Annotated in this window: 15 protein-coding genes and 2 pseudogenes; 3 read left to right on the top strand and 14 right to left on the bottom strand. The window is 40.0% G+C overall.

Translation table 11 applies throughout. The features are described from left to right. Position 1: 1 nt before the first annotated feature. Complete coding sequence (locus tag HW279_RS06275) at positions 2 to 697, bottom strand: DUF6089 family protein (RefSeq protein ID WP_178958362.1); 696 nt, start codon at positions 695 to 697, stop codon at positions 2 to 4. Positions 698 to 1,503: 806 nt separating this feature from the next. Here HW279_RS06275 and trxB point away from each other — a divergent pair. Then, positions 1,504 to 2,445, top strand: coding sequence for a thioredoxin-disulfide reductase (gene trxB, locus HW279_RS06270; protein WP_178958361.1), 942 nt, complete (start codon positions 1,504 to 1,506; stop codon positions 2,443 to 2,445). A 111-nt stretch (positions 2,446 to 2,556) separates the two neighbouring features. Here the strand turns inward: trxB and HW279_RS06265 are convergent, their stop codons facing one another. From HW279_RS06265 to HW279_RS06210, 12 genes and pseudogenes are all read right to left on the bottom strand, one after another. After that, positions 2,557 to 4,479 (bottom strand): LTA synthase family protein, encoded by a 1,923-nt coding sequence (locus HW279_RS06265; protein ID WP_178958360.1) that lies wholly within the window; start codon positions 4,477 to 4,479, stop codon positions 2,557 to 2,559. 11 nt (positions 4,480 to 4,490) lie between these two features. Continuing rightward, complete coding sequence (locus HW279_RS06260) at positions 4,491 to 4,793, bottom strand: hypothetical protein (RefSeq protein ID WP_009411254.1); 303 nt, start codon at positions 4,791 to 4,793, stop codon at positions 4,491 to 4,493. Further along, a complete protein-coding gene (gene surE / locus HW279_RS06255; protein ID WP_009422604.1) occupies positions 4,781 to 5,551 on the bottom strand; it encodes a 5'/3'-nucleotidase SurE in 771 nt (256 codons plus the stop codon). The genes HW279_RS06260 and surE overlap by 13 nt, the downstream gene beginning before the upstream one ends. Before the next feature lie 100 nt (positions 5,552 to 5,651). Next, positions 5,652 to 7,978 (bottom strand): annotated as a pseudogene (locus HW279_RS06250) (family 20 glycosylhydrolase). 17 nt (positions 7,979 to 7,995) lie between these two features. After that, positions 7,996 to 9,461: pseudogene (locus tag HW279_RS06245) on the bottom strand (aryl-sulfate sulfotransferase). A gap of 49 nt (positions 9,462 to 9,510) precedes the next feature. Beyond that, entirely contained in the window at positions 9,511 to 10,308 is a 798-nt protein-coding gene (locus tag HW279_RS06240) for a hypothetical protein (protein WP_178958359.1), read from the bottom strand. 660 nt (positions 10,309 to 10,968) lie between these two features. Then, positions 10,969 to 12,495 carry a hypothetical protein gene (locus HW279_RS06235; protein WP_178958358.1) on the bottom strand — a complete coding sequence of 509 codons (1,527 nt, stop codon included), beginning with the start codon at positions 12,493 to 12,495 and terminating at the stop codon, positions 10,969 to 10,971. 128 nt (positions 12,496 to 12,623) lie between these two features. Beyond that, the gene (locus HW279_RS06230) at positions 12,624 to 14,123 is read right to left on the bottom strand and encodes a toxin-antitoxin system protein (RefSeq protein ID WP_178958357.1); all 1,500 of its coding nucleotides are present in this window, start codon (positions 14,121 to 14,123) and stop codon (positions 12,624 to 12,626) included. An 18-nt stretch (positions 14,124 to 14,141) separates the two neighbouring features. Further along, the gene (locus HW279_RS06225) at positions 14,142 to 15,815 is read right to left on the bottom strand and encodes a RagB/SusD family nutrient uptake outer membrane protein (protein WP_178958356.1); all 1,674 of its coding nucleotides are present in this window, start codon (positions 15,813 to 15,815) and stop codon (positions 14,142 to 14,144) included. Positions 15,816 to 15,827: 12 nt separating this feature from the next. Beyond that, the gene (locus HW279_RS06220) at positions 15,828 to 18,872 is read right to left on the bottom strand and encodes a SusC/RagA family TonB-linked outer membrane protein (protein ID WP_178958355.1); all 3,045 of its coding nucleotides are present in this window, start codon (positions 18,870 to 18,872) and stop codon (positions 15,828 to 15,830) included. Between the two features lie 295 nt (positions 18,873 to 19,167). After that, complete coding sequence (locus HW279_RS06215; RefSeq protein ID WP_002675350.1) at positions 19,168 to 19,293, bottom strand: FeoB-associated Cys-rich membrane protein; 126 nt, start codon at positions 19,291 to 19,293, stop codon at positions 19,168 to 19,170. Positions 19,294 to 19,301: 8 nt separating this feature from the next. After that, positions 19,302 to 19,985, bottom strand: coding sequence for an SIMPL domain-containing protein (locus tag HW279_RS06210; protein WP_048748129.1), 684 nt, complete (start codon positions 19,983 to 19,985; stop codon positions 19,302 to 19,304). Between the two features lie 671 nt (positions 19,986 to 20,656). Between HW279_RS06210 and HW279_RS06205 the strand changes: the two genes are divergently transcribed. Together HW279_RS06205 and uvrA are read left to right on the top strand one after the other, a co-directional pair. Then, positions 20,657 to 21,661 carry a virulence RhuM family protein gene (locus tag HW279_RS06205; protein WP_009419174.1) on the top strand — a complete coding sequence of 335 codons (1,005 nt, stop codon included), beginning with the start codon at positions 20,657 to 20,659 and terminating at the stop codon, positions 21,659 to 21,661. 4 nt (positions 21,662 to 21,665) lie between these two features. Then, positions 21,666 to 24,422 carry an excinuclease ABC subunit UvrA gene (gene uvrA / locus HW279_RS06200; RefSeq protein ID WP_178958354.1) on the top strand — a complete coding sequence of 919 codons (2,757 nt, stop codon included), beginning with the start codon at positions 21,666 to 21,668 and terminating at the stop codon, positions 24,420 to 24,422. A gap of 55 nt (positions 24,423 to 24,477) precedes the next feature. Here uvrA and ric read toward each other — a convergent pair whose 3' ends face one another. Continuing rightward, entirely contained in the window at positions 24,478 to 25,203 is a 726-nt protein-coding gene (ric, locus tag HW279_RS06195) for an iron-sulfur cluster repair di-iron protein (protein WP_009422601.1), read from the bottom strand. Positions 25,204 to 25,310 lie beyond the last annotated feature (107 nt).

Below are 25,310 nucleotides of genomic sequence, written 5' to 3'. Positions count from 1 at the left end.
ATTATCTACAATAGCAAGGCCATTCGCCGAAGGTGTAGGTAAGGGTAAGACCTGAGAAGGCGTACCAGTCGTAACTTCTTCCTATGTTACCGAATGTAAAGGATTTTCTTTCGGGCGCACTACCATCGATGTTGTTAGTAAGGGCAAAACGGAAAGCTACTTCGCCTCCTAAAACGAGTCTTCGGGTGATTTTAGCTTTAAAACCGAAAGCTACAGGCACGGACACATCGAAGTCGCGACGTGTAGTATCGGTAGCTTCAACGGGTTTGGGAGAGGAGGGGTCGAAGTACAAATCGTCGTGCCAAAGCCCAGCTATACCTACGAACACATAGGGGGTCATAGGCATATCGAGCAAATTACCGATTCTGTAGCTAAAGAAGTTGAACTCGGTGCCTACTGCCATTTCGGTAATATCACTTGAATAAGCGAACCCGCGGTTGCGTTTACCAGGGATATCGGACTGGACGTCGTTAGCTCTAAGTTCGGACTTAGTAACCTGCACACGAACTGCCATACGTTCGTGGAAATTCCATTTATATATCCCACCAAAAGCGATTTTGTTAGGATATAAATAATAGGTTCTACCAACATCTGAAATGGGGTTGCTTCCACCTAAGAAAACACCGATTTCGTGTTGCTGTGCCGATGCCATATGCATCGCAAATAGTATCAATGTAATGTGTATAAATCTGTACATACGCTATTCTATGCAAGGCGCAAATATACGTGTTTTATATGAAATAACATTTATTATTTCCTATTTTTTTATTTTGGATTTTTTAATTAGCTACTAAAATTCTTTATATATCACTGATTATTAACACGATATAAGTATATTTATTTTTATAAAGAATTATAAGTTATCGGGGGTGATTTGTGAAAAGTGGGTAGATGAAAGGTGCTTGTGAGTAGGTAGCAAGAAGTACCTTGTGGTTGCTCTGTGAGACATCTGACGGATTTAAATAAACTTTAAACGGAACTATAATGGCTTTATAGTGGCTCTACAGTGGCTCTACAGTGGGTCTACAGTGGGTCTACAGTGGGTCTACAGAGGCTCTACAGTGGGTCTACAGTGGCTCTACAATGAAGACTAACCGAAGATTAATTGAACTTATGAAGAAAATAGGTGGCTTCGCTACTAGATTTCTGAGTAATGTAGGGTTGATATAAGAAAAGTGTAGCATACGCTACAGAAATCTTACAAATATTTACAAATCGAACAAATAGGTAGCAAACTGTCTGAAAGTCTCGCACGGATTGCACGGATTACGCAGATTTAGCACAGATGATTCTTTTGTAAAACATCATCGTTCCACGGATTACTCAGCTAAAACTGAGGAATTTCACAGAACAGTAATAAAAAAAACAATTGTAAATCAGAATTATATATCGAACATAGATTAACTTTCAACTTCGTGTGTTTGCTCTAATTGACAAATTGGCAGGTTTGTAGATTGGTATTATTTTTGTAGTTTTGCACCCTAATTAAAAGAAAAAATTGCTATGGCAAACATTGAAAAGATAAAATGCCTAATTATAGGCTCAGGTCCTGCGGGCTATACCGCTGCTATTTACGCTTCGCGCGCGAACCTAAGCCCTGTGCTTTACCAAGGAGAACAACCTGGTGGACAGCTCACTACTACTAACGAAGTAGAGAATTTCCCCGGATATCCTGAGGGAGTAATGGGCAGCGAAATGATGATGCAGTTAGAGCAACAGGCTAAACGCTTTGGGGCTGATATTCGCAACGGCTGGGTGACTAAGGTAGATTTTTCGGCTCGCCCACACAAAGTATGGGTAGATGACCAAGAGCTCCACGCTGATGCCGTGATTATCGCTACGGGTGCTTCGGCTAAATACTTAGGTTTACCCTCCGAACAGCACTACTTGCAAACAGGAGGAGGCGTATCGGCTTGTGCTGTGTGCGACGGTTTTTTCTACCGCAATCAACACGTGGCTATTGTAGGGGCAGGCGACTCGGCTTGTGAGGAAGCGCTTTACTTAGCGAACATTTGCTCGAAAGTAACAATGCTCGTGCGTCGCGATGAGTTCCGCGCTTCACAAATTATGAAGGAACGCGTGCTCAATTCGCCAAAAATAGAAGTGCTTTTCAATACTGAAACTGAAGAGATATTAGGTGACGGACAAGTAGTTACGGGCATTAAAGTGCGCAACAACAAGACAGGGGAGATAAGCGAAATAGCTATCACAGGTTTCTTTGTAGCTATCGGTCACAAACCTAATACTGATGTGTTTAAACCCTATATCGAGACTGATGAGGTGGGCTATATTAAGAATGTAGCGGGCACTTCGCTCACCAATGTAGCAGGGGTGTTTGTAGCCGGTGATGCTGCCGACACGCGCTACCGCCAAGCTATTACCGCAGCAGGTTCGGGCTGTATGGCAGCGTTGGACGCAGAGAAATACCTTCTTACTCTTGAATAGGTAAAAGGTAAAAGATAAGAGATAAGAAAGCGCGATGTTTAGAATAATAAACATCGCGCTTTGCTATTTAACCTGCCAGCTATCGCTGGATTTGTTTCTTACTTTTTACCTTTATTTTAAACTAAGCTTATGGTTGATAATTCTATCCATATAGTCTTGCATAAAGGCTTTTAGATCTTTAATACCTTTTTGTATTTCGGCATTGTCTTCTTTGCCTAAGAGATTGTTTTTGAGAGCACCGTCTTCTTTCTTGTACACTCCGTTTACCTTGCCTGTTTCGTCGATGATATAGATGTAATTACCTTGCATCATTTGATACATAAGCGCATCGGAGATAAAAGCGCGGGGCGTTTCATCAGGAAGATTGGCAAACACACTGCGCCCCCAAGAGCGGAAAGGCTTATGGTAACCCATTAGGTCTACTAACGAAGGATAAATATCTATTTGCTGAGTAATATCTGAATTTACCCCCTTTGGCACTAAATTAGGGTTAGGGCTGTAGAACATAATTGCTGCTCCTTTGCCTGTAATAGGCTCTTTGTAAAGGTCGTAATAAGTTTGGTTAGGGTGGTCATTGACAAAAGCAAAGATAGTATTGTTATACCAAGGTTGTTTTTTAGCACACTCAAAGAATTGTTTGAGAGCGTAATCGGTATAGCCAATACATTGGTGAATTTCTAAGTTGCCTTTAGGGAATTTGCCCTCATATTGCTTAGGAATTTGAAAAGGGTGGTGGGAGGAGAGTGTGAAAATAGTGCCTAAGAAAGGTTGTTTCTTTTGAGAATAAGTCCTGCACATATATTGGAAAAAAGGTTCGTCCCAAATTCCCCAGTGTCCATCGTCATCAGCATCGTTATTGTACTCATTCTTACCATAGTAATGGTCGAAACCTAAGATATTAGAAAAGCCTAAGAATCCCATAGAACCATTGGGTGCTGAATGGAAGAAAGAGGTATCGTAGCCCATTTCTTTGGCGATAGACACCAAAGACTGTGTGGGTTGTTTCACATAAGGTGATGAGGTGTAAGCGACTTGAAAAGAGGGGATTCCTGCCAACATTGACGACATTCCGTGTATTGACTGGCGACCTGTGCAATAAGCATTGTCGAGCACAAGTGAATGTTGTGCTAACGAGTCTAAGAAGGGTGTATATGATTTAAAGTTAGGAATATGGGTTTTAGTATTCATACAGCCCCAATACTCTTTGCCGAAACTTTCTAAAATAAAGAGGACGACATTGGGCTTGGTAGCTACTTCGCGGTTATACTGCTTAATAGGTTTTAAACTCTCATTGATGTAGGCTTCATCTACAAAGTGATATTCTTTAAATCCTTTGTTCTTACCCATACTGCGAATGAGACAAAAAGGCGTGTTTAGTATCGCATCAGCCTGAGGAGCTGTATTTACGTGTCGGCTAGCATCGAGCATATTGATAGGGCGCGTATCCGAAGTAAAACCACCGCCTCGTATAGCCATCATTATCAGAGTACCGAAGCCTAAGAAAAATACAGCAGACCAACCAAAATAAGATTTCTTTTGAGCAATAGGCACTTCGACGTTTTTCACGCGTTTATAAAGGAAAACCCAAAGAGCTATCAGTAAAAAGAAGCCTACGAACATATACCAATAGCCTCCTAAAAAGCTACTGAATATTTTCATTTTGTTGTTTTCGTGTTCTATAACTGCAAACGATGCCGAAGTAAGGCGAGACTTGCTAAAAGGGTAGTATGCCATATCAATAAAATTGGTGGCATAAGCAATCGTATTAGGTATAAAGTACGACCAAAAAACTACTTTCTGAAATTTCTTATGGGTATTTACCCACAAAGGTAGTAAACTGAGCAGTATGAACAGCAAATTAGTGTACATTATAGCACAGTTATCAAACGCCAATCCATAATAGAAAAGGTCGGATGTGTTATAATCACCCATCAGTCCGCGATTCATATAGATAAACAAACCACGTGCAATGGCATAAAATAAGTATACCAAGAAGATACGGTATAAGAAAACTACATATTCTCTGATTCTCATTGTATTTAATTTTAAGTGAATTGCAATAGCAGAATTATAAAGGCTAATACGCACGAAGCGATAAGTACACCACGTGCGCGTTCGTTTTCATAACGATTGATAAAAAAGAAGAAGATAGCAAGGTCTAACAGGGCTCCTAAGAGTATGAGTTTACCTAAATATCTCTTGTAATAGGCATCTTGCAAGGTAGTAGCAATACTAAATTTAGAGAAAATAAGCACATAGGCTATCACCCCTATTACATTTACAACAATACCTGCTATAAAACCAATGATTTGGTCTTTGCGCTTTTGATTTATATTTAAAAATCCCATTGCTTTAACTCTTGAATATTTTGGTGAGCCGTAAGGTCAAATTGAATAGGCACTACTGAAATGTAGCCGTTTTCGAGAGCCCATTGGTCAGTATCAGTACCTTGGTCTTCATTCACAAAAGTACCTGTCATCCAGTAGTACACTCTCCCTTGCGGGTTCACACGTTTGTCAAAACTTTCTATCCAGCGCGAACGTGCTTGACGGCATACTTTTACGCCTTTTATTTCTTCCTTCTTGATATTAGGTATATTCACATTCAGCACTGTCCCTTTGGGCAACCCATTAGCGAGTACTTTTTCAGCAATACTTTTGATATAAGAGCGCGCTTGCGAAAAGTCGGCATTCCAACTGGAGTCTAATAATGAAAAACCAATAGCAGGAATGCCCTCAGTACCCGCCTCAATAGCAGCACTCATCGTTCCTGAATATATCACGTTGATAGAAGCATTGGAACCGTGATTGATACCACTCACACAGAGATCGGGCAGACGACCGTTCAACACTTCGTGTTTAGCTATTTTCACACAGTCGGCAGGTGTACCACTACAAGCGTATTCGCGAGTAGCTCCGTTATGTGAGGGCATAGGGTCGCAGTACATAGTAGTATCGAGGGTAACGGCGTGCCCTTTACCGCTCTGTGGCGAATCAGGGGCTACTACCACTACTTCGCCTAATTCTTTCATTATGTCTATCAGATAACGGATACCAGGAGCGGTAATACCGTCGTCGTTTGTTACTAATATTAAAGGTTTTTGCATACTAAAAAGTAAAGACGCGTTTTGTAGTCGCGTCTTTACGATGTGCAAAAGTACACAAATTTTAAATAAAAGCAATATTACATATGAAAAATATATATTTTTACATCAGTTGGATTTCATCTACAAACAATAAGGCTGGTGTGCCTTTACCCTCGTGCCATTCAGGGATTACGGTACCTTTGAGCACTACTTTCACATAGCGAGTTTTAGTTTTAGCAAAGTTCAAACTGATAGGCACACGCTTGATAGGGTCAGTCTTCTGGGCTATCTTCAAAGGTTGCTGAGTGATGAGCTGAAAGTTTTTTCCATCAGCAGAGCTGTAAATAGCGACTTCTGAGGCTGGGAATATCCAGTTAGGCGTATCGGACAGAGAACCTGTTTTGAGATTGCTAATTTCTTCTTCTTTACCTAAATCGATTACTGCTTCTACTCCCACTCGACCAGGAAAGCCCACCCAATGTCCATCGATATAAGAATCTTCACCTATTTGGGCATCTACTAAGGCTGTAGCCCCTCCAAAAGTGTATTTAGGATTAGTTTCAGTGAGTAATTGTATAGGCTTGTAAGTAGCCTTATTAAATAACGACTGGTAGCTAAACACTCCGCTTATGGTATCTTTATGCACAGCTACTGCTTTTAACAGCACCTCGTTGCTGAGTTTGATAGGCTGGGTGTAAAGCGTTTTGGTAGCATCAGGAGTAGTGCCATCGGTGGTGTAGTACACCTTGCCATCGCCTACGGTGAGGAGTTCTACCTGAATACCATCTTTCTTAGGAGCTGGCTGAATCACAGGGGTAACACCCAAGATGTGTTTGGCATAATGATATCCTTCTTTTTGGTAGTAATTGAGTAAGTTGCCTAAACGCTTCAAAAAGTCAGCATAGTTCTTTTTCTCTGGGGCTGTCCATTGTACCTCAGCTAAGGCAGCCAAACGCGGCAAGAGCATATACTGGGCGTGTGCAGGACTCGCGATGTACTCTGTCCACAAATTAGCTTGTGCTCCTAAGATGTATTTACCTTGTTCGGGAGTGAGTTTAGGGTCGATAGGCTCATAGTCGTACACCTTTTTCACGGGAAGGTATTCGCCTATGGACAGTGGTTCTTTACTAGGGTCTTCGCCTTGGTTATAGTCGAAATACAAACTGTAATGCGGGGTCATAATAGCGCGGTTGTGGCGTTGTGCTGCGGCTATACCTCCTTCGGTACCTCGCCACGACATTACAATGGCGTCTTGTGAAATGTTATCTCCCTCCAAAATCTCGTCCCAGCCTATTACCTCTCTACCTTTCTTCTTGAGGAACTGCTCTATGCGCGATACCACATAGCCTTGTAGTTTCTGTTCGGCAGTGTGTTCAGCGTCACCTTTTAAGCCCAATGCTTTAATTTTAGCCTGACATTTAGGGCACTCTTTCCAACGTGTTTTAGGACACTCATCACCTCCTATATGAATATATTTAGAGGGGAAAAGTTCGGTAATTTCGTCGAATACGCCTTCTAAGAACTCATAAGAAGCCTCATTGCCGGCGCAAAGTACATCGTCGAACACGCCCCATTTGGTACCTACTGCATAGTCCTTGCCTGTACAACCCAACTCAGGGTAAGCCGTGAGCACAGCTAAGGTATGTCCAGGTATATCTACCTCGGGAATAATCGTAATATAGCGGTCTTGGGCGTATTTTACAATCTCTTTAATCTGTTCTTGGGTGTAGAACCCACCATAAGGCTTACCATCAAATTGGTGGGGTTTATCTTTGAGCAAATGCCCAATAAGCGTTTCTTTGCGTGTTGAACCTACCTCAGTAAGGCGAGGGTATTTTTGATTTCTATACGCCACCCTTGGTCGTCGGTGAGGTGCCAATGGAACTTATTGAGGTTATGAAGTGCGAGTATATCAATGTACTGCTTGATAAAATCTACTGTAAAGAAATGCCTGCTCACATCAAAATGCATTCCCCGATAGGCAAAGCGAGGCGCATCGTCTATCACAGCCGTAGGGAACGCTAAGGATTTAGGTTCTGTTACGTCAATCGACTTGCGCAAGGTTTGTATGCCGTAGAACACACCTGCGGGACTTGCGCCATCAATAGTAATTTGCTCACTTGCTACGGTAAGTTGATAAGCCTCTTGATTAGGTTTTTTAAGGTCAGCTTTAAGACGAATAACCTTCCCACTATTTACATTGGGCTCAGTGGTAAGGGTTAGCCCTGTGATTTCTTTAAGATAAGAGGCGAGGAATTGGGCATTCCTTTGTAGTAAGGCATCACCTTGTGGATAGGTAATCACGGTTTGAGCATCGAGCTCAAAAGGTTTCTGATGGGTATAACTAATGGATTGTGGTAGCGGAATTACCTCGTAATGAATTACAGGCTCAGTGCTTTTACAAGCCATAAGACATAGCGTTACTAAACTAAATATAAGTTTTTTCATTGGTGGTGGTTTGATTTTTAATATTTAATAGTTGGGATATATTGTGCTCTATAGAAAGTAAAAGGCAACATAAAAGAACGTTTTATGGTGGGTGTTTCGTTGCGGTCGGTAATGATAATTTGTTTTTTGGTACTCAACGTGATTAGTAGCAAGTCCTCACCTATAAATTGGGCATTGCTACGGTTTGATGAGGATAAATCTTTGGGAAGTGCTACTGCCATAGGAACTGTTACTGTTTTGCTTTGTTCATTTACTTTATACAAAATAGCTCTCGAGCCCGTATCGGAATCTGAACGTGCATTGTCAATCACTAACACCTCGTTAGGTGCTTTCGGGTTAGCACAGTGCATTCCGTGAGTAAAGTATTTTTTCTCAGGTTTTATGGTGCCATTTTCGCCTATGCGATATAGTAACTTCCCTGTTTTACTGTCAATTTTCCAAAGTTCTCCATAACGATTAAACGTCATATAGTAATTACCTTCGCTATCGTAGTTAAAAGAGTTGGCGTGTAGCCAATCTTTTTTTACCCCTTGTATTTTTATATTAGGGTCGGTAGTGGGGTCTACATAATCAAAACAACTCCATTGCTGGGTGATTTCTCCTCTTCTATTCATAATCACAAAACCATCACCTTTTACAATATCGGTGATTGTACCGCCTTGTGCAGTGAGGTCGAAAGTTTTATCAATATAGGTTACTAATCCTATACTGCCATCGGGCATAGGGCGACACTCGTGATGCACTTCCCGTCCGTTAAGTGCAGGAACAGTAGCAAAGTCTTTTTGAAATACTACCTCCCCAAAGAGGTCTATAATTTTAATACTTTTAGCATTGAAAGTATAAGGACTTCCAACGGGGTAAGCAGGATTGGTAAGAATGTAAAACTGCTGACGCTGTGCATCGTAATTTACGACCAAAGGCTCTTCGGGCACTTGCTCATACCATACTACTACTCCTTTAGTATCTGTCATATAGATGGCTTTTGTACCATTCATACGGGCATTTGCAAAAAAATAACCGCCTATATCTTCTTTTAGGTCGTCTATCAGTAATGTTGCATTAGGAAGAAAAGCCTCCACACTTTTTGTTTTAAAGGTTTTCACTGCCGACTTATCTCCTTTCTCGGTAATGATTTGGCAACTGTATTGCGTATCGGGTTTGAGGAACAATAGCGTTTTACGTTCTATCCCTTTGCCCTGATAGGTATTGGTTTGCTGTACTTGTGCCGGGTGGTTCACTTCCCAATAAGCTATATGGAAGGACGTTTCTCCGCTGAAAGTTGCAGTTACTTCCGCGCGAAGGTTATTCGTCTTGCTCAAAGACACCTCAAAATCGGTAAGATTACTCTGATACGGAGGGGTAAAAGGGTCTTCTTTTTTAGGGGGAATAGGGTCTTCTTTTTTAGGGATAAAAAGTTCGTCTTTTTTACAAGAAACTAATACCCCCCTATGATTAAAAACAAAATAATAATCGATTTTCTCATATTTTAAATCTTTCTTGTTCCTATATGTTATTTCAATAAGAAAAAAGCGTTAGTCTTTATCGGGATTTACAGGCTCAATAGCATTACTAAAAGGCTCATATGTCACATAATCCCACAAGGCATAATGGTCTCTGGTAGGAATACGGTCGCCTATAAAATCTATATTTTCTACACTACAAAAGATACGAAAAGGATACTGTTGCCCATAGTTGAGCTCCGTATGAAGGTGTTGCACCCCATCGATGAGCCACGTAGCAATATAATGGTTATTCTGCGGATTGATAGCTAATTTAATCTGAAAAGTATGCCATTGGTCGCTGTCTATAAGCACCTCGGCATTTTGCTTCCAAGGATTATTCTGGCTGGTCATAAACACCACTACCTGCCCCTCTTTTGCGCCCAACTTCTTCCTGCGTTTAGCATCACCTGAGCCTACTTCAAAATCTATCTCGTGCCCCTCACTGTTATACAAGAAAGAGCCTATACTTGCCCAAGCGCCTGTTTCCATCGGCGGAATGTAAGCGCGCCAAGTGTAAATACCTGCCCCGTAACGGTGTACTGTCTTTTGTTTTTTGCGTTGTTCAGTATGAGCTTTCGTCCATATTTTCAGTGCCCAACCATCTTTGGCGTAAGAATCACTTACCACTTTGGCATAAGTTTCTTTGTCCTTCCCTTGTGGGTAATCCTCGTCCTGATTACCTAATAACCAACCGTCAAGCGTTTTAAAATCCCATCGCATCACTTTGGTTTTATCAATGGTCACCTCAGGAATATCGCTCGATTGTTTGCTACAGCTTACAAAAGCTGTCAAACACACTGCCATTAAAAATAGATTTACTCGTTTCATATGCTTTTATTTTTTGGTTTTTGCTTTATTTAAAATTCTCTTTTGCTTTATTGTTTCTTCGCTATTCCTTCTCCGTTTCTTCGTTCATTATTCGTTATTGCATCGCTACACTCCACCTTTTCCGTCATACTTCCCCTAGTGCCTATAACCTAAGACCTCACACTTCCCCATTTACTAATTTTCTAATTTACTAATTTCCTAATTATCCCTTCTCCTTTTCCGTCATACTCCCCCCTAGTGCCTATGGCCTAAGGCCTAGTGCCTATTCCCTTTTCTTTCGCCTCGAAACCCCGTTTTTGCCGTTTTTTGCTTTGTTGTATTACAGTATTAATCAATTACTTACATACCCTTTCTATACCAATCGTCCAAGATTCGTATAAGCTTCCTATAAGCTCTCTATAAGCTAACCACACCCATCTTACACCCTTTTTTCACCAAAACCTCTCTCAGCTCTCTTCCGAACTTTTCCGATATCTTCCGAAAAGCTCAAAACTCTTTATCCCAATAATTTCTCATTTTTCACTATACAAACTGGTGTGAGGGTTGTAATGAATACCGTTTTAACTAACAACAAAGCAATTCTATTAATATTCTATAAAGGTAGATAATTACAACCCCTTTACCAGCCATTTATAAAAGCAATATGTAAGTCTCGTTTTATTAGCGAGGTTTATAAGAATAAGGATATGGTTGATAAGTTACATAATCCCATAAGCCTACAACATCTTCTGTAGTAGGACGTTCTCCTAAAAAGTCTAGGTTCTCTACACTACAAAATATATGAAATAATTTTTCTTGTCCATAGTTTAGTTTTGACTTATAACGGTCTACTCCATCTATAGCCCAAGTAATGATATAGTTCTGACCATTAATAGCTTGATTTATTTCCAATCTTATCTGAAAAGTATGCCACGATCCTTTATTTCTCTCATCAACTGTAACAATCTCAGTATCGTGATGTAGTTCTGGATTATTTTGGCTTGTAATATAAGCTATCAACTGATTGTTTTTCGTTGCGTGAGCTTCTTCTCTTTTTTTAATAGTCCCTGAACCAACCTCAAAATCTACTTCGTGTTGGTCATCGTTATAAAGCCAAGAACCTACGCTCACTCTTTCACCAATATTCATTGTAGGAATGAAAACACGCCAAGTGTAAATCCCTGCACCAAACATTTGTTTTGTCTTTAATTTTTTCCGCTCTTTTGTCCCTGTATTTGTCCATATCTTCAAAGCCCTACCATCGTCGCAACCATCTTTATAAACTGATGAACAATGGTCTACATTCTTATTAGGTTCTTGGTTGGCTAAAACCCAATCTGAAAGAGGATAAGAACTAAAGTGCCATCTGTAAGTTCCAACAGGATTATCAGGCTTAGGGTTAGGTGTAGGCTTAGGTGTAGGAACTACGGCTCCACCATTGGGCGTATATTTAACATTATCCCATACACCTGTTGTAGGAGTGGTAGCAGGTCTATCACCTACTTTTGGCAAGTTCTCTACACTACAAAAGATATTGAAAAGGTTGTCTTGACCATAATCAAGTGTTCCTTCCAATTTATCCTTTCCTTCTCTTCCATCTACTGTAAGGATAGCGTGATAGTTGCCATTCACTAACTTCAATTCTATCTTAAACCTATGCCAATCTTGTTGGGTAATAGCTATCTTTTTAGTTGCCATTCCATAACCACGCAATTCTGCTATTACTTGATTATCAGTAAGTCTCATTTGGGAGCGTTCCGCATTCTTTCCTGAATAGACTTTAATAGCCAATTCGTGATTGTCATCTTTGTAAAGAAAGCAATTCACACTTGTTTGGGCTCCTTTCTCCAATTTAGGAACATACAATCTCCACTCATATACTCCCGCTCCATATTGTCTTACAGTTTTGAGTTTGTTGCGTTGCAAAGTATTCACCTCTGTGTGAATAATAAGTCCACCGTTTGTACAGCCAGGGCTATGTTGTATCTTATAGCAATTAGGCTTACTGTTCTGATTGGCTTCTATCCAATCGTTAGAAGGAGCATCAAACTCCCAAAACATTACCCCTTTTTGAGCCTGTTGTGCAGCATTAAGCGATTGTCCATCGCTTGATGTAGTTGTTGCGTTGCGGGTAGTTTCCTCAGAATCTATCTTACAACCAACATAGATGAACAAGGTCATCAATGAAAAAATAAATGTTTTTTTCATACTAAAATTATTAAGTTGTATGCTTTATTCTTAGTTTCCTTTTTAAGAAAAAGAGGCTGTCTCGTTGTTGGAGGTGAGACAGCCTCTGAAAAATCAATTTGCCATTTATAGATAAACATCGATTACTACTAATAGGCGGTATATTCAATAAAGTTAAACTTCGTTTCTAAGTGTTTTGTAAGAGCTTTATCGAGTTTAGCCCATTTCATCCAAGGTCTATTAGCAGCTGCTTCGGCTATAAAGAAGAACTTAAATTCATCTTCACCATAATTTGCAACTAAAGTTTTTAATACGTTACCATCAATAGAGTAAACAATAGTATACTTGTTATTTACTTTTTTAAGGTCGATGGTAAGTTTGTAGTCTTTGTTAGCATCTAATAAGCCAACATATTCGTCTACCGCAGGTTCAGCTCCTTGTATATATAGCAATAACTGATTGGGTTTAGCTCCTAAACGAGTGCGATCCTCTTCTGAGCCTATACGAGCCATCATTAAAAAGAGGCGTTCGGTTACTTTCCCTTTTTCATCTTCTGCATAATAATAAAGATTAGCTCCTGATTGGAATTGAGTACCCGCAGGAATGGTTGATACATCGGGGAAGCGGACAGACCACGTATATTTTCCATAGCCCATTTTCATACCCAACTTGTATTGTACCTTAGCAATAGTATTACCACTATCTACTCCTAACACCAATTTACCACTATCTACTTTAGCAATACCCCATTTCAACCAATCGTCGGGGAAGCTGTTGAAAGTCCATTTCTTTACTTCTCCTGTATCTGGTTCTGGTTCTGGATCAGGTGGGTTAAGTTGGTTTTGAGGTTCTGTAGGTTCCATAGAATATGAGTAGGGAGTATAGGTTACATAATCCCACAAGCCATAATTATCTTTATAAGGCCAGCTATCGCCTACAAACTTCAAGTTCTCAGTACTACAAAAGATATAAAAAGGGTGCTCTTGCCCATAATTAAGTTGCTGAGCGGCACACTTTACATCATCAATAAGCCAAGTAGCAAAATACTTTCCTCCTGCTAATTTTAGGTCAATTTGGAATGTATGCCAAGCATTCTTCTTGATTTTTACCTTTTGGTGTAAAGCTGGGTTATCCTGGCTGGTAATATAAGCAATCACTTCATCATCAGCAGCTCTTAAGGCATCACGGTCTTTAGCCGTACCAGAACCTACCTCGAAGTCCAATTCGTGTTTATCGCTATTCCACAACCAAGAGCCTATGCTCACACGTTCAGTAGTTCCTAAATCAGAGATATAGGCACGCCAAGTGTAGAGTCCTGCTCCGTATTGTTTTTTAGTTTTGAGCTTTTTACGCTCTTTGGTACCTGCTTTAGTGAATATTTTCACTACTTTACCATCTTCAGCTTGTGTATTGCTTTCCACTGAAGTTTGTGAGATATTAGCCTGTTCTCCTTGACTGGCATTAAGCCAATCATTGGTATTATCAAAGTTCCACTTCACTTGTTTAGCAGTAACCAAACTGCCTTCTTGTGGAGTTCCTATCTCACTGCGTGGGTTATCGCTAAAACGCCCATCTACATCGCTCTTGTCGCAGCCTATCATACTAAGCATCGCAACAGCCATCAGTATTGGTTTTGTATAGGTTTTCATATGAGTTTACATTTAAGATTATTGTTCTCTAAAAGAACGGTTGTTTTGTAGGTCAGGGAATTTGTTACTATACACCCCTGGTATAGGGTAATACCTACGTTTGTCATAAGGTTTAAACGGATTGCTGAACTTAGGATACACTTTCCATTCAGGACTCAAATCATAAGGATTTTTTACTACATTAGGGTCTCTTCTAGCATTTAAATTGGCTTCTTTAGTTTCCAATTTCTGTTTAACAAGATCCATATAAGCATCTAAGCGGTCTTTCCATAATCCCATACGGATAAGGTCTACACGACGAACTCCCTCCATATTAAGCTCAAACAAGCGTTCATCACACAATTTACTACGCATATCTTCTTTGGAAGCGAAGTTTGCTAAGGTATAATTGTGGTTGCTATTTTCAAAAGCTCTCTCACGTATTTTATTAATCAAATCCACTGATTCTTGAGTAGGTCCATTGAGCTCATTAAGAATTTCAGCTTTGCAAAGCAATACATCAGCATAACGCAACAAGATGAGGTTATTAGGTGTATTATAATTATAGGTTCCTGGTTTGGTATATTTGTACTTTTTAGTATATATCGCATCATTCTCTACTATTTGCGGATTACTTTTTTCATTCCTAAGCGTTCCTACTTCATTAAGTTTAGGAGATATGTACTTTATAGGTTTTCCGTACACGTTTTTGAAAGAAGTTACAATAAGCTCTTTGAGGCGTTGGTCGTTACTATCAAACTTCCAGTACAATTCCAGAGGCATATTGATATTGTTCCAGCCCATATCATATTCCCAAGGAGTGAAATACAAAGCTAAATCTGAAGAACCTGAAGGCACTTTATCACTTGCTCGTATAGCAAAGATAATCTCGTTATTATTTAAAGTTTCTGGCTTAGAAGGGTCGAACACATCAAACACTTTAGCTTGTAAGGCGTATTTACCTGAGGTTATCACTTGGTCTGCATACATTAAAGCAGCTTGCCAAGCAGCAGTAGCATCTTTACCTTCTTCACGCAAACGCCCTGCTTTACGCATATTAAGACGCATCAAATAGCCATAAGCAGCACCTTTGGTAGGGCGACCTGAAGCTCCCTCTGTTGCAGTTCCCCATTCGTCGGGAAGGTTATTAGTAGCAATGAGCAAATCTTGTTCTATTTGGTCATCTAATTCCTCAACAGTAGCCAAAGTAGGGTTAGCATCAGCTTCGTAGTAACCGTTTGTTATCAAAGGTACTCGATAAAAAGCATTGGTAAGCTGATAGAAAGCAAAAGCGCGCAAAAAGTGGGCTTCGGCTAAGAGCTCTGGTTTCTTATCGGCGGTTTTAAAACGAGATTCAGGAATCATTGAGATATTGTCAATAGCAGTATTGGCACAACCAATCATTTGCCAGTTACCATTGTAGCATCTCGCAAGTTCTACGTTGCCAGAGAGACCATTTTCATTGTATATCTCAAAAGCAATACCATCTTTAAAACAGTCATCAGTAGACATATCGTTGATGTAGAAGTTGCTTGTATGTGTAGCCCCAAGAAGGTAACGGTAAATTCCGTTTACACCTTCTTGTGCATTTTCTTCGGTAGTATAGGCGTTATTAGCATTGTAAACAGAAGTTAAATCTTCTTTGAGTTCACAAGCGGTAAACGAGAGTCCTAAAAGACCTACCAATGTATATAGTTTATAATTCGTTTTCATTATTCTTTTGCGTTAAAAAGTTAATTTCACTCCAAAGTTAATGGTTCTGTAAGCAGGATAAGAGTTCAAATCCAAACCTTGTGCAATAGCACTACTACCATTGGTACTAATATCGGGGTCGAAACCTTGGTATTTAGTGAAGGTAAGCAAATTTTGAGCTCCTACAAACATACGCATTGTTTTAAGAGTTTTCATATTCCATTGACTGCCTGTGAAGGTATATCCTAACTCGACATTGCGCAATTTTACGAAATCGGCATCTTCTACGAAACGAGAGTTCACATAAGAACCATATTGCAATTTGGCTGTTTTTTGATAACCATTACGAGGCACACTGTTAGAAGCGTGTGCTTTTGTCCAACGGTCAGCTGAATCTGAAAGGCGGTTATTATCTTCCAAATAAATACGAGTTAAGTTAAGCATCTTGGCTCCTAATGAGGCTTCAAAGAAGAAAGAGAAGTCAAACCCTTTATAGGTAAAACTATTGTTAAGACCTATGATAGTTTTAGGGATACCAGTACCCAATACAGTACGGTCTTTTTCGTTTATTTTACCATCACCATTAAGGTCTTTAAACTTAGGGTCACCAGGTGCTGAGTTAGGCTGTGGTGCATAAGTTTCACCTTCTTGAAGGATACCATCGAACTCATAACCATAGATAGCGCTGAGGGGTTCTCCTTCTTTGAGCATCATATATTCTTTTTCGTCATAAGAACCGTGAGGACGTATATACTGAAAACGTGGTTTTCCATCGTTGAGTTTCAATACCTCACTGCGGTTATGAGAAAAGTTAAATGCTGTAGTCCACACAAAATCGTTTTTATTGATATTGGTAGATTTGATAGCCACTTCAAAGCCTCGGTTTTCAATCTCACCATCGTTTACCATCATTGCGGTATACTCAAAACGGCGACCGTCATTCACATAGTTAGGGAAACCTCCTGAAGGGTGAATAGGGTCAGGGTTTAACAAGTCGTGAGTGCGTTTGATATAATAATCGAAGCTGGCTTCTACTCTACCAACCACTAAATCGATACCGGCATTCCATTGTGCAGTGGTTTCCCAGCGGAGTTTTGGATTGTAGGGATTAGAAGGATACATACCTTTAGAGTTCACATCATTACCAATATACACATCGCGTACAGAGTATTGGTATTGTGACAAACCAAAGCGGATACCATCGTTACCACTAAGCCCATAGCTAGTGCGCAATTTGATACGAGAGAAAAGAGGTTTAGCAAATTCCATAAACTCTTCTTCACCTAAGTGCCAAGCGATAGACCCCGCAGGAAATATACCCCAACGATAGTCAGCTCCAAACACTGATGAACCATCGGCACGAACTGAAGCGTTGATAATATAACGATTATTGAAGATGTATTCGGCACGACCAAAAACAGAAGCTTTCTTGATAGAGGATTCACCTGAACCTATCCAATCTAAATGTTGGGCAGCTCCAATATTTTTGAAAGAGAATACATCGGAAGCAAAACCATAGGCTTGCACTTCATCTCCTTTACCTCTTTGATAAATATAGGAAGTACCTGCGGTTACTTTTACATCGTGTTTACCTTCCATTTTAGGGTGATAAGTAGCCACACCTTCTATTTGGTGTTTTACGTTTTCTTCGTGACTGAGAAATGCTTGTCCTTTGTAAGACTGACCTATAGAAGTAGAACGGTCATAATACTTTTCAGTTTTTAAATGGTCATAAGCATAGGTATAACGACCATTGATAGTAAGTGAAGGCAACAAATCAATATCGGCATAAGCGGTTGCATACATTGTATTAAAATGGCGATAGAGTTGCGCTCCGCTCATTTCTTCGAACACAGCCGGACGGCGGTCTTTAGTTCCAAACACATCGAAACCTTCTTTATTTTTCCAAGGTTCCAAATTAAAGATGCGGTACATAATATTTTTATCAGAAGAGACTGTACCCATATCTAAGAATTTCTTTTTAGATTTGGAAAAACTCATATTAGCCCCCGCTCTTACTTTCGGACTTATCTTGTACTGCAAATTGATACGTCCTCCATAACGATTATAATCGGTATTGAGCAGAATACCAGGCTCTGTAAGGTAGTTACCTGACATAAAAGCGGATAAGCGGTCAGTACCACCTGATACGGAAAGCTGGTGTAACACAGTGAAGGCATCGTGAGTGGTTTCTTTGAGCCAATCGGTACCTTTACCGCGATAGGTAGCTTGTTGAGCTGTCCATTTACCATAAGCGGCGTCTTGGGTTTGTTCATATAAGCGGCGGGTAAGTGCTATGGTTTCTCCAGCATCGAGCAAATCCCAAGGATTGTACATATTCTTATAAGAAGTTTGGTTAGAGTACTCTACATTAAAGCTACCTTCTTTACCTTTTTTAGTAGTAATAAGGATAACCCCGTTAGCACCACGAGCTCCGTAAATAGCAGTAGTAGAGGCATCTTTTAAGATTTCGATTGATTCGATGTCGTCTATACTGATTTGCGACATATTATCTGTTTGGAATCCATCGATTACATAAAGAGGTTCGTTATCGGCACTTACTGAAGAAGCACCACGCACACGGATAGATACATTACCACCAGGCTCGAGTGAGTTTTGGCGCACTTGTACTCCTGAGGCACGACCCTTTAACATCTGTGACATATCGGCTACCACCCCTGCTTTTACATCATTGGTTTTGATGGAGGTAATAGCACCTGCTAAATCACGTACTTTGGTAACGCCATAACCTACGACCACTACTTCGTCTAACTTTCTTTGCTCTTCGGCAAGAGCAATATTCAAAGGTGAAGGTGTATTGGCGGTTACTTTTACATTTTGAGTTACATAACCCATAAATGAGACTTCTAAGGTTTGTCCTACCGATACCTCTATAGTATACTTACCGCTCATATCGGTACTGACACCCTTACTAGTTCCTTTAATTACTACCGAAGCACTCATTAGGGGCTCTTTGGTAGTAGCATCGCTGACAGTTCCACGGATAGTGCGTTGTTGCGCATAGCTCGAACTCACTAATAAGAACAACAGAACTGATAAAAATAGATTTCTTTTCATACAATGGTTGTTTGTTCGTTTGTTTTCGTATGGTTTTGATGGTTCAAAAGTACAAAATAGTTGAAAAAAAGGAGGTTTAAAATCGTCTATAAAAGGTTTAAAATCGTCTAATGAGTTTTAAGATATTCATAATCAAAGGCTAAAAAGAAGCTCTAAGAAAGTAATAAAAAGAAAAATAGCCTATAACAAATAGAAAAAAGATAAAAACAAAAGAATAAAAGATAAAAAAAGCCCCCAAAAAGGGGGCTGCGCAATTTAAAAATATATTACAATGCCGAGAAAAATCTCGTTATTTTTATCCACACTTACAATCAGTTCCTCCTCCACAACTTTTCTTTTTCTTTTTAAAAAAAAGTGTTTTTACGAGATAGCCTACTGCTATAACAACTAATATATAAGCGATGATTTCTTGTGTATTCATAGAAATATCTATTTATTGAGTAATTCAAAAGCTACATTTATTTGTGCTTCTACCGCTATTTTGCCTATTGCTAAGGTGTCGTCGTTAGCTTCCGCTCCGCTACTACCTAAACTCATTTTACTGGATCTGAAAGTAGGTTGTACATCGTTAAAGTTTGATGAGAGTTCTTTAACAGCAATGGCTTTGCCTATATTTTGGTCTAAACTTACCGCATAGAGCAGTGCTTTTTTACGAGCATCTTCAATGGCAGCTACACGAGCGTCTTGCAAATGCTTTTCTTTATTCTTCACATCGAAACTTACACTGTTGATACGGTTTACGCCTGCATCGAAAATAGCGTTCATTAAACTATCGTATTTGCTAATATCTTCTAATTTGATAGTAATATTTTGTAAAACGCGATATTTATTAATCTTGTTATAATCGTCTTTATAAAGTGAAACATAGCTGGTTTGGAAGTTTTCCTTTGGCAGTTCTTTACTCAAAGTCTCCAAGACCTTGGCTACTTCTTCACTGTTTTTTTGTCGCAAATTTTTAAGGTCAAGTCCTTCTCTTTCTATACTGATAGAGATGTTTACGACATCGGGGGTAACATATACAATGCCTTCACCCACCACTTGCACCGAAGGCGTTTGGGTTTGTGCTATTGCCATTGTAGAGACCAATGAGAATAATAAAATGTACTGTTTCATATGTTTGTTTTTAGTTTATTATATGCAATTTATATGCCAAAGGTACGAGGTCGTAGCACGACAGGCAGGTGGATAACTTAGAAATTAGCTAATGGTTAATGATTAATGGTTAATTTGGGAGGGGATTATACAAAGCTTATAGGATAGATGGACGAAGAGTGGCTCTACAGTGGCTCTACAGTGGCTCTACAGTGGCTCTACAGTGGGTCTACAGTGGGTCTACAACGGAGACTAACCAAAGATTAATTGAATACTAAGTGAATACTGATTGAGTTTAGAATGTTACTAATACCAATTAAGGGTTGAATTAACCTATTGATTATAAATATCCCCCTTACAATACCTTTCTATCGCTGGCTATCTTCAAAGGGAGACCGTGCAAAGCACACGGGGAGATAGAAAATTAGCAAATGAAACAGAAAATTAATTGAAGAAGCTCGGAGGCACAAGCTACAAGAAACGCATTAGCGGAGGGATTCATTTAATTCACGGATTTTAGTAACAAGTTGCTTAGATTTTACAAAGACATTCTTCAAAAGGATACTGTAAATCAGAATTATATATAGAAATGATATTAACTTTTAATTTTGTATGTTTGCTATAGTAAGAATTTTTCCTATTAGCCTATTTATTAATTATTTTGTACCTTTGCCCCCTTGATAGATAAAACAATGAACACACAACAAAAAATCATCATTTATAAGACTGACGACGGTAAGGTGAAAATCTCGCTTTTTGCCAAAGACGGCTCGGTATGGTTGAACCAAAATCAGCTTGCTGACCTTTTTGACACCTCTGTTCCTAATATCAGTATGCACATATCTAATATACTAAAGGATAATGAATTATCTCCAAATTCAGTTATTAAGAATTACTTAACAACTGCCTGTGATGGGAAGAATTATGAAGTTACTTTTTACAGTTTGGATATGATTCTGGCTATTGGATTCAGGGTACGCAGTAAGCGAGGAGTTCAGTTTAGGCAATGGGCAAACCAGTATTTGAAAGAATTTATGGTGAAGGGATTTGTGATGGACGATGAACGGCTGAAAAACCCCGATGGGCGACCTGATTATTTCGACGAATTACTCGCCCGTATTCGCGACATTAGAGCTTCGGAAAAACGCTTCTACCAAAAAATAAGAGACTTATTTATGCTCAGTAGCGATTATGATAAAACCGATAAGGCGACCCAGATGTTTTATGCACAAACTCAAAATAAAATTCTATACGCTATCACAGGTCAAACGGCTGCTGAACTGATTGTCAGTCGTGCTGATGCTTCGCAAAACAATATGGCACTTACCTCGTGGGAGGGAAACATTGTGAGGAAAGGGGATATTTACATAGCTAAGAATTACCTTACTGATAATGAGATTGATAGCTTAAATCGCTTTGTAATGGTATTCTTAGAATCGGCGGAATTAAGAGCTAAAAACCGACAAGACATTACTATGGATTTCTGGCGTGAGAATATCGATAGGATTATTGAATTCAACGATAAAAAAGTACTAAAAGGCAATGGCTCAGTGAGCAACGAACAAATGAAAACAATAGTGAGAAAAGTGTATGACGAGTTTGAAGTGAAACGGAAACAATATGATGCTCAGCAAGCTGACTTAGAAGATTTAAAAGAAATAGAAGAATTAGAAGCGCATATAAAACTGCTAAAATAAACAAATGAAAACCAAAGAGATACTTATAAAGGGTGCGAAATTGCACAACCTTAAAAATATAACTGTAGGAATTCCTCGTAATAAGTTAGTGGTGATTACAGGACTTTCGGGCTCGGGTAAATCATCATTGGCGTTTGACACGCTTTACGCTGAAGGACAGCGCCGTTATGTGGAGAGCCTATCGTCGTACGCGCGTCAGTTTTTGGGTAAGTTAGACAAACCCAAAGTAGACAATATCATAGGGATTGCGCCAGCCATTGCTATTCAGCAGAAAGTAAATACCTCGAACCCACGTTCTACTGTGGGCACTTCTACCGAGGTGTACGACTACTTGAAACTGCTTTTTGCTCGTATTGGGAAGACGTATTCGCCAATTTCGGGACAAGAGGTGAAAAAACATACGGTTACCGATGTGGTAGATGCAGTAATGCGGTATCCCGAAGGCACAAAACTGTTGCTTTTAGCCCCTGTGAGTATCCCGAAAGACCGCACCGTAGAGCAAGTGCTCAAACTCCTATTACAACAGGGCTATGCACGCATTCTATACAAAGAAGAAATCATTCGTATTGAGGAAGACAACTTGCCTAAGAATCTCGACAATTTTCAATTGGTAGTAGATAGGGTGATTGTGCGTCACGACGAAGACTTTCAGCACCGCCTTGCCGATGCCGTAGACACGGCTTTCTTTGAAGGCAAAGGCGAGTGCTATATTCAAGAAATGGACGGGGTGGTACAAACGCATTTCAGCAATCGGTTTGAGTTGGACGGTATCACCTTTTTAGAGCCTAACGTACACTTATTCAGCTTTAACAACCCTTATGGGGCTTGCCCAAAATGCGATGGTTATGGTGATACTATCGGACTTGATGAAGACCTTATCGTACCTAACACAGGTCTTTCGGTCTACGAGAATGCTATCTATCCTTGGCGTGGCGAGACGATGAGTTGGTTTCGTGACCAATTGGTGAATAATGCCTATAAGTTCGATTTTCCGATACACAAGCCTTGGTTTGAGCTCACCGATGAGCAGAAACAATTGGTTTGGGACGGCAACAAGTATTTCACAGGACTCACCGATTTTTTCAAAGAGTTAGAAGACAAAAGTTACAAAATACAAAACCGAGTGCTCTTGGCACGCTATCGCGGAAAAACGCGTTGTCACGAATGCCACGGCAAGCGTTTGCGCAAAGAGGCTAACTACGTGAAAATAGCAGGCAAAAGCATTTCGGACTTGGTAGAACTGCCTATTGAAGAACTACAAATTTTCTTTAAAGAACTCAAACTCACCGATTATGAGCAAGAGGTAGCCAAACGATTGCTTTTAGAAATTAACAACCGCTTGCAGTTCCTTGCCGATGTGGGCTTAGGTTATTTAACGCTCAACCGAAAATCGAACACGCTCTCAGGAGGGGAAAGCCAACGCATTAACTTAGCGACCTCGTTGGGAAGTAGTTTGGTAGGCTCTATGTACATACTCGATGAGCCCAGTATCGGTTTGCACCCACGCGATACCGAACGATTGATAAGCGTACTGAAATCCTTGCGCGACTTGGGCAATACGGTGATTGTGGTGGAGCACGACGAGGATATTATGAAAGCTGCCGACCATATTATTGATATAGGTCCTGAAGCGGGCACGCACGGTGGCGAAGTAGTAGCGACAGGCACTTACGATGAACTCCTAAAAGCCAACACCCTTACGGGGAAATACCTCAGTGGGCGCTTAACAATTGAAATACCCAAAAAGCGACGTACTTCGCCTCACTACATCACTTTGGTAGGCTGTCGCGAGAACAACCTTAAAAATATAGATGTTACGTTTCCTTTGGATATGCTCACCGTAGTTACAGGGGTATCGGGTAGTGGAAAATCGACTTTGGTGAAAAAGCTACTCTATCCTGCTATTCAAAAAGAATTGGATTTAGGCGGAGAAAAAATCGGTCAGTTTACTAAGATAGAGGGCAAATACAAGCACTTGCAAAGTGTGGAGTTTGTAGACCAAAACCCTATTGGAAAATCCACCCGTTCAAATCCTATTACCTATATTAAGGCTTACGACGATATTCGCGCCCTCTTTGCAAATCAGAAATTGGCAAAGATGCGCAATTTCCAATCCAAACACTTCTCATTCAACGTTGATGGGGGGCGTTGTGAAGTATGTAAAGGAGAGGGTGAAGTAACCATAGAAATGCAATTTATGGCTGATGTGCACCTCACTTGTGAGGCTTGTGGAGGCAAACGCTTCAAAAAAGAAGTCCTTGAAGTGATGTACGAAGGCAAAAACATAGATGACCTGCTGAACACTACTATCGACGATGCCGTAGCCTTTTTCCAAAAGCACAAACAAACCAAAATAGCTGAAAAGCTCAAACCTTTGCAAGACGTAGGTTTGGGATATGTAACACTGGGGCAGTCCTCCTCTACTCTATCGGGTGGGGAAGCCCAACGAATAAAGTTAGCCTCGTTTCTATCGAAATCGGACAGTAAAGAAAAGGTGCTTTTCATCTTCGATGAGCCTACCACCGGTTTGCACTTTCACGACATTCGAAAGCTCTTAGACTCGCTGCAAGCTCTTATAGAAAAAGGGCATTCGGTAATTATTATAGAGCACAATGTAGAGATGATAAAATCGGCTGACTACGTGATAGATTTAGGCTTAGAAGGCGGTGTTAAGGGAGGTAATCTCGTAGCGACAGGCACGCCCGAAGAAATCGCTAAAAACAAAAAGAGCTACACAGGAAAATACTTAAAACTAAAATAAAAAAGAGTTCGGTAAGAATACCGAACTCTTTTTTATTGATAATCCTAATAATAAACTACGCTTGACGAAGTTGCTTTTCCAAAGCAATAGCTTTAGGGAAAAGGATATTGTTTTCGAGGTGAATATGACGATTTAAATCGGTTTCAAACTCTTGCAACATTTGATACGTTACCTTGTAGGTATTACAAGCGTCGGCAGGAGGCGTATAGTTATTGGTAAGCTTTACTATTTCCTCGAAACGCTCACCTTCTGCACTGTGTTCGTGCATCATCATTGCGATAGGGTTCTCTACCGTACCGAAAGGTATATCGCCAAGAGGTTGCCCTGATTGTTGTGCTTTTACGAGGCTTTCGATAAAAGGGAAAAGCACTCCTTCTTCTTTTTTAAAATGCGACTCGAGGTCACGAGCACTCTCATTAAAAATACGATTGATTTCAAAGAGCTCAGGGTGACGCTCGCCGTGCACACGACACAGCTTATCGAGAAACTGCAGGAGCATAGGGGTTTTGTCGTGCACGTATTGGTGATGAATGCGCACAATATAGTTAGCAAGCAAGTCGAGAGGCCAATCGCGTACATCGACCTCGTTACCATTGCCTTTGGGGAGCGCTTCTAACTCGCTAATAAGCGCGTTTTTCTCTACTCCTTTTTTCTCACAGGCTTCGTCGATAGTACGACCACCTTTGCAGCAAAAATCAATACCGTGTTTTTTAAATATAGCGGCAGTACGGAAATCGTCGGCTACGATTTCGCCAATGGTTTTGTTTGTTGTTATACTCATAATAATTTAATTTGAGAGGGCAAAGGTATGAAAAATATTTGGATAATAAAAGTGTATTATGTCTTTTTTATTTAATATACAAATACTATCCCTTAGGAATAAGGTAG

Source organism: Capnocytophaga sp. oral taxon 903, assembly GCF_013394785.1.
Lineage (GTDB): Bacteria > Bacteroidota > Bacteroidia > Flavobacteriales > Flavobacteriaceae > Capnocytophaga > Capnocytophaga ochracea.
Note: the sequence above shows the minus strand (reverse complement) of the source record. Positions and strands in the feature narration are given on the sequence as shown.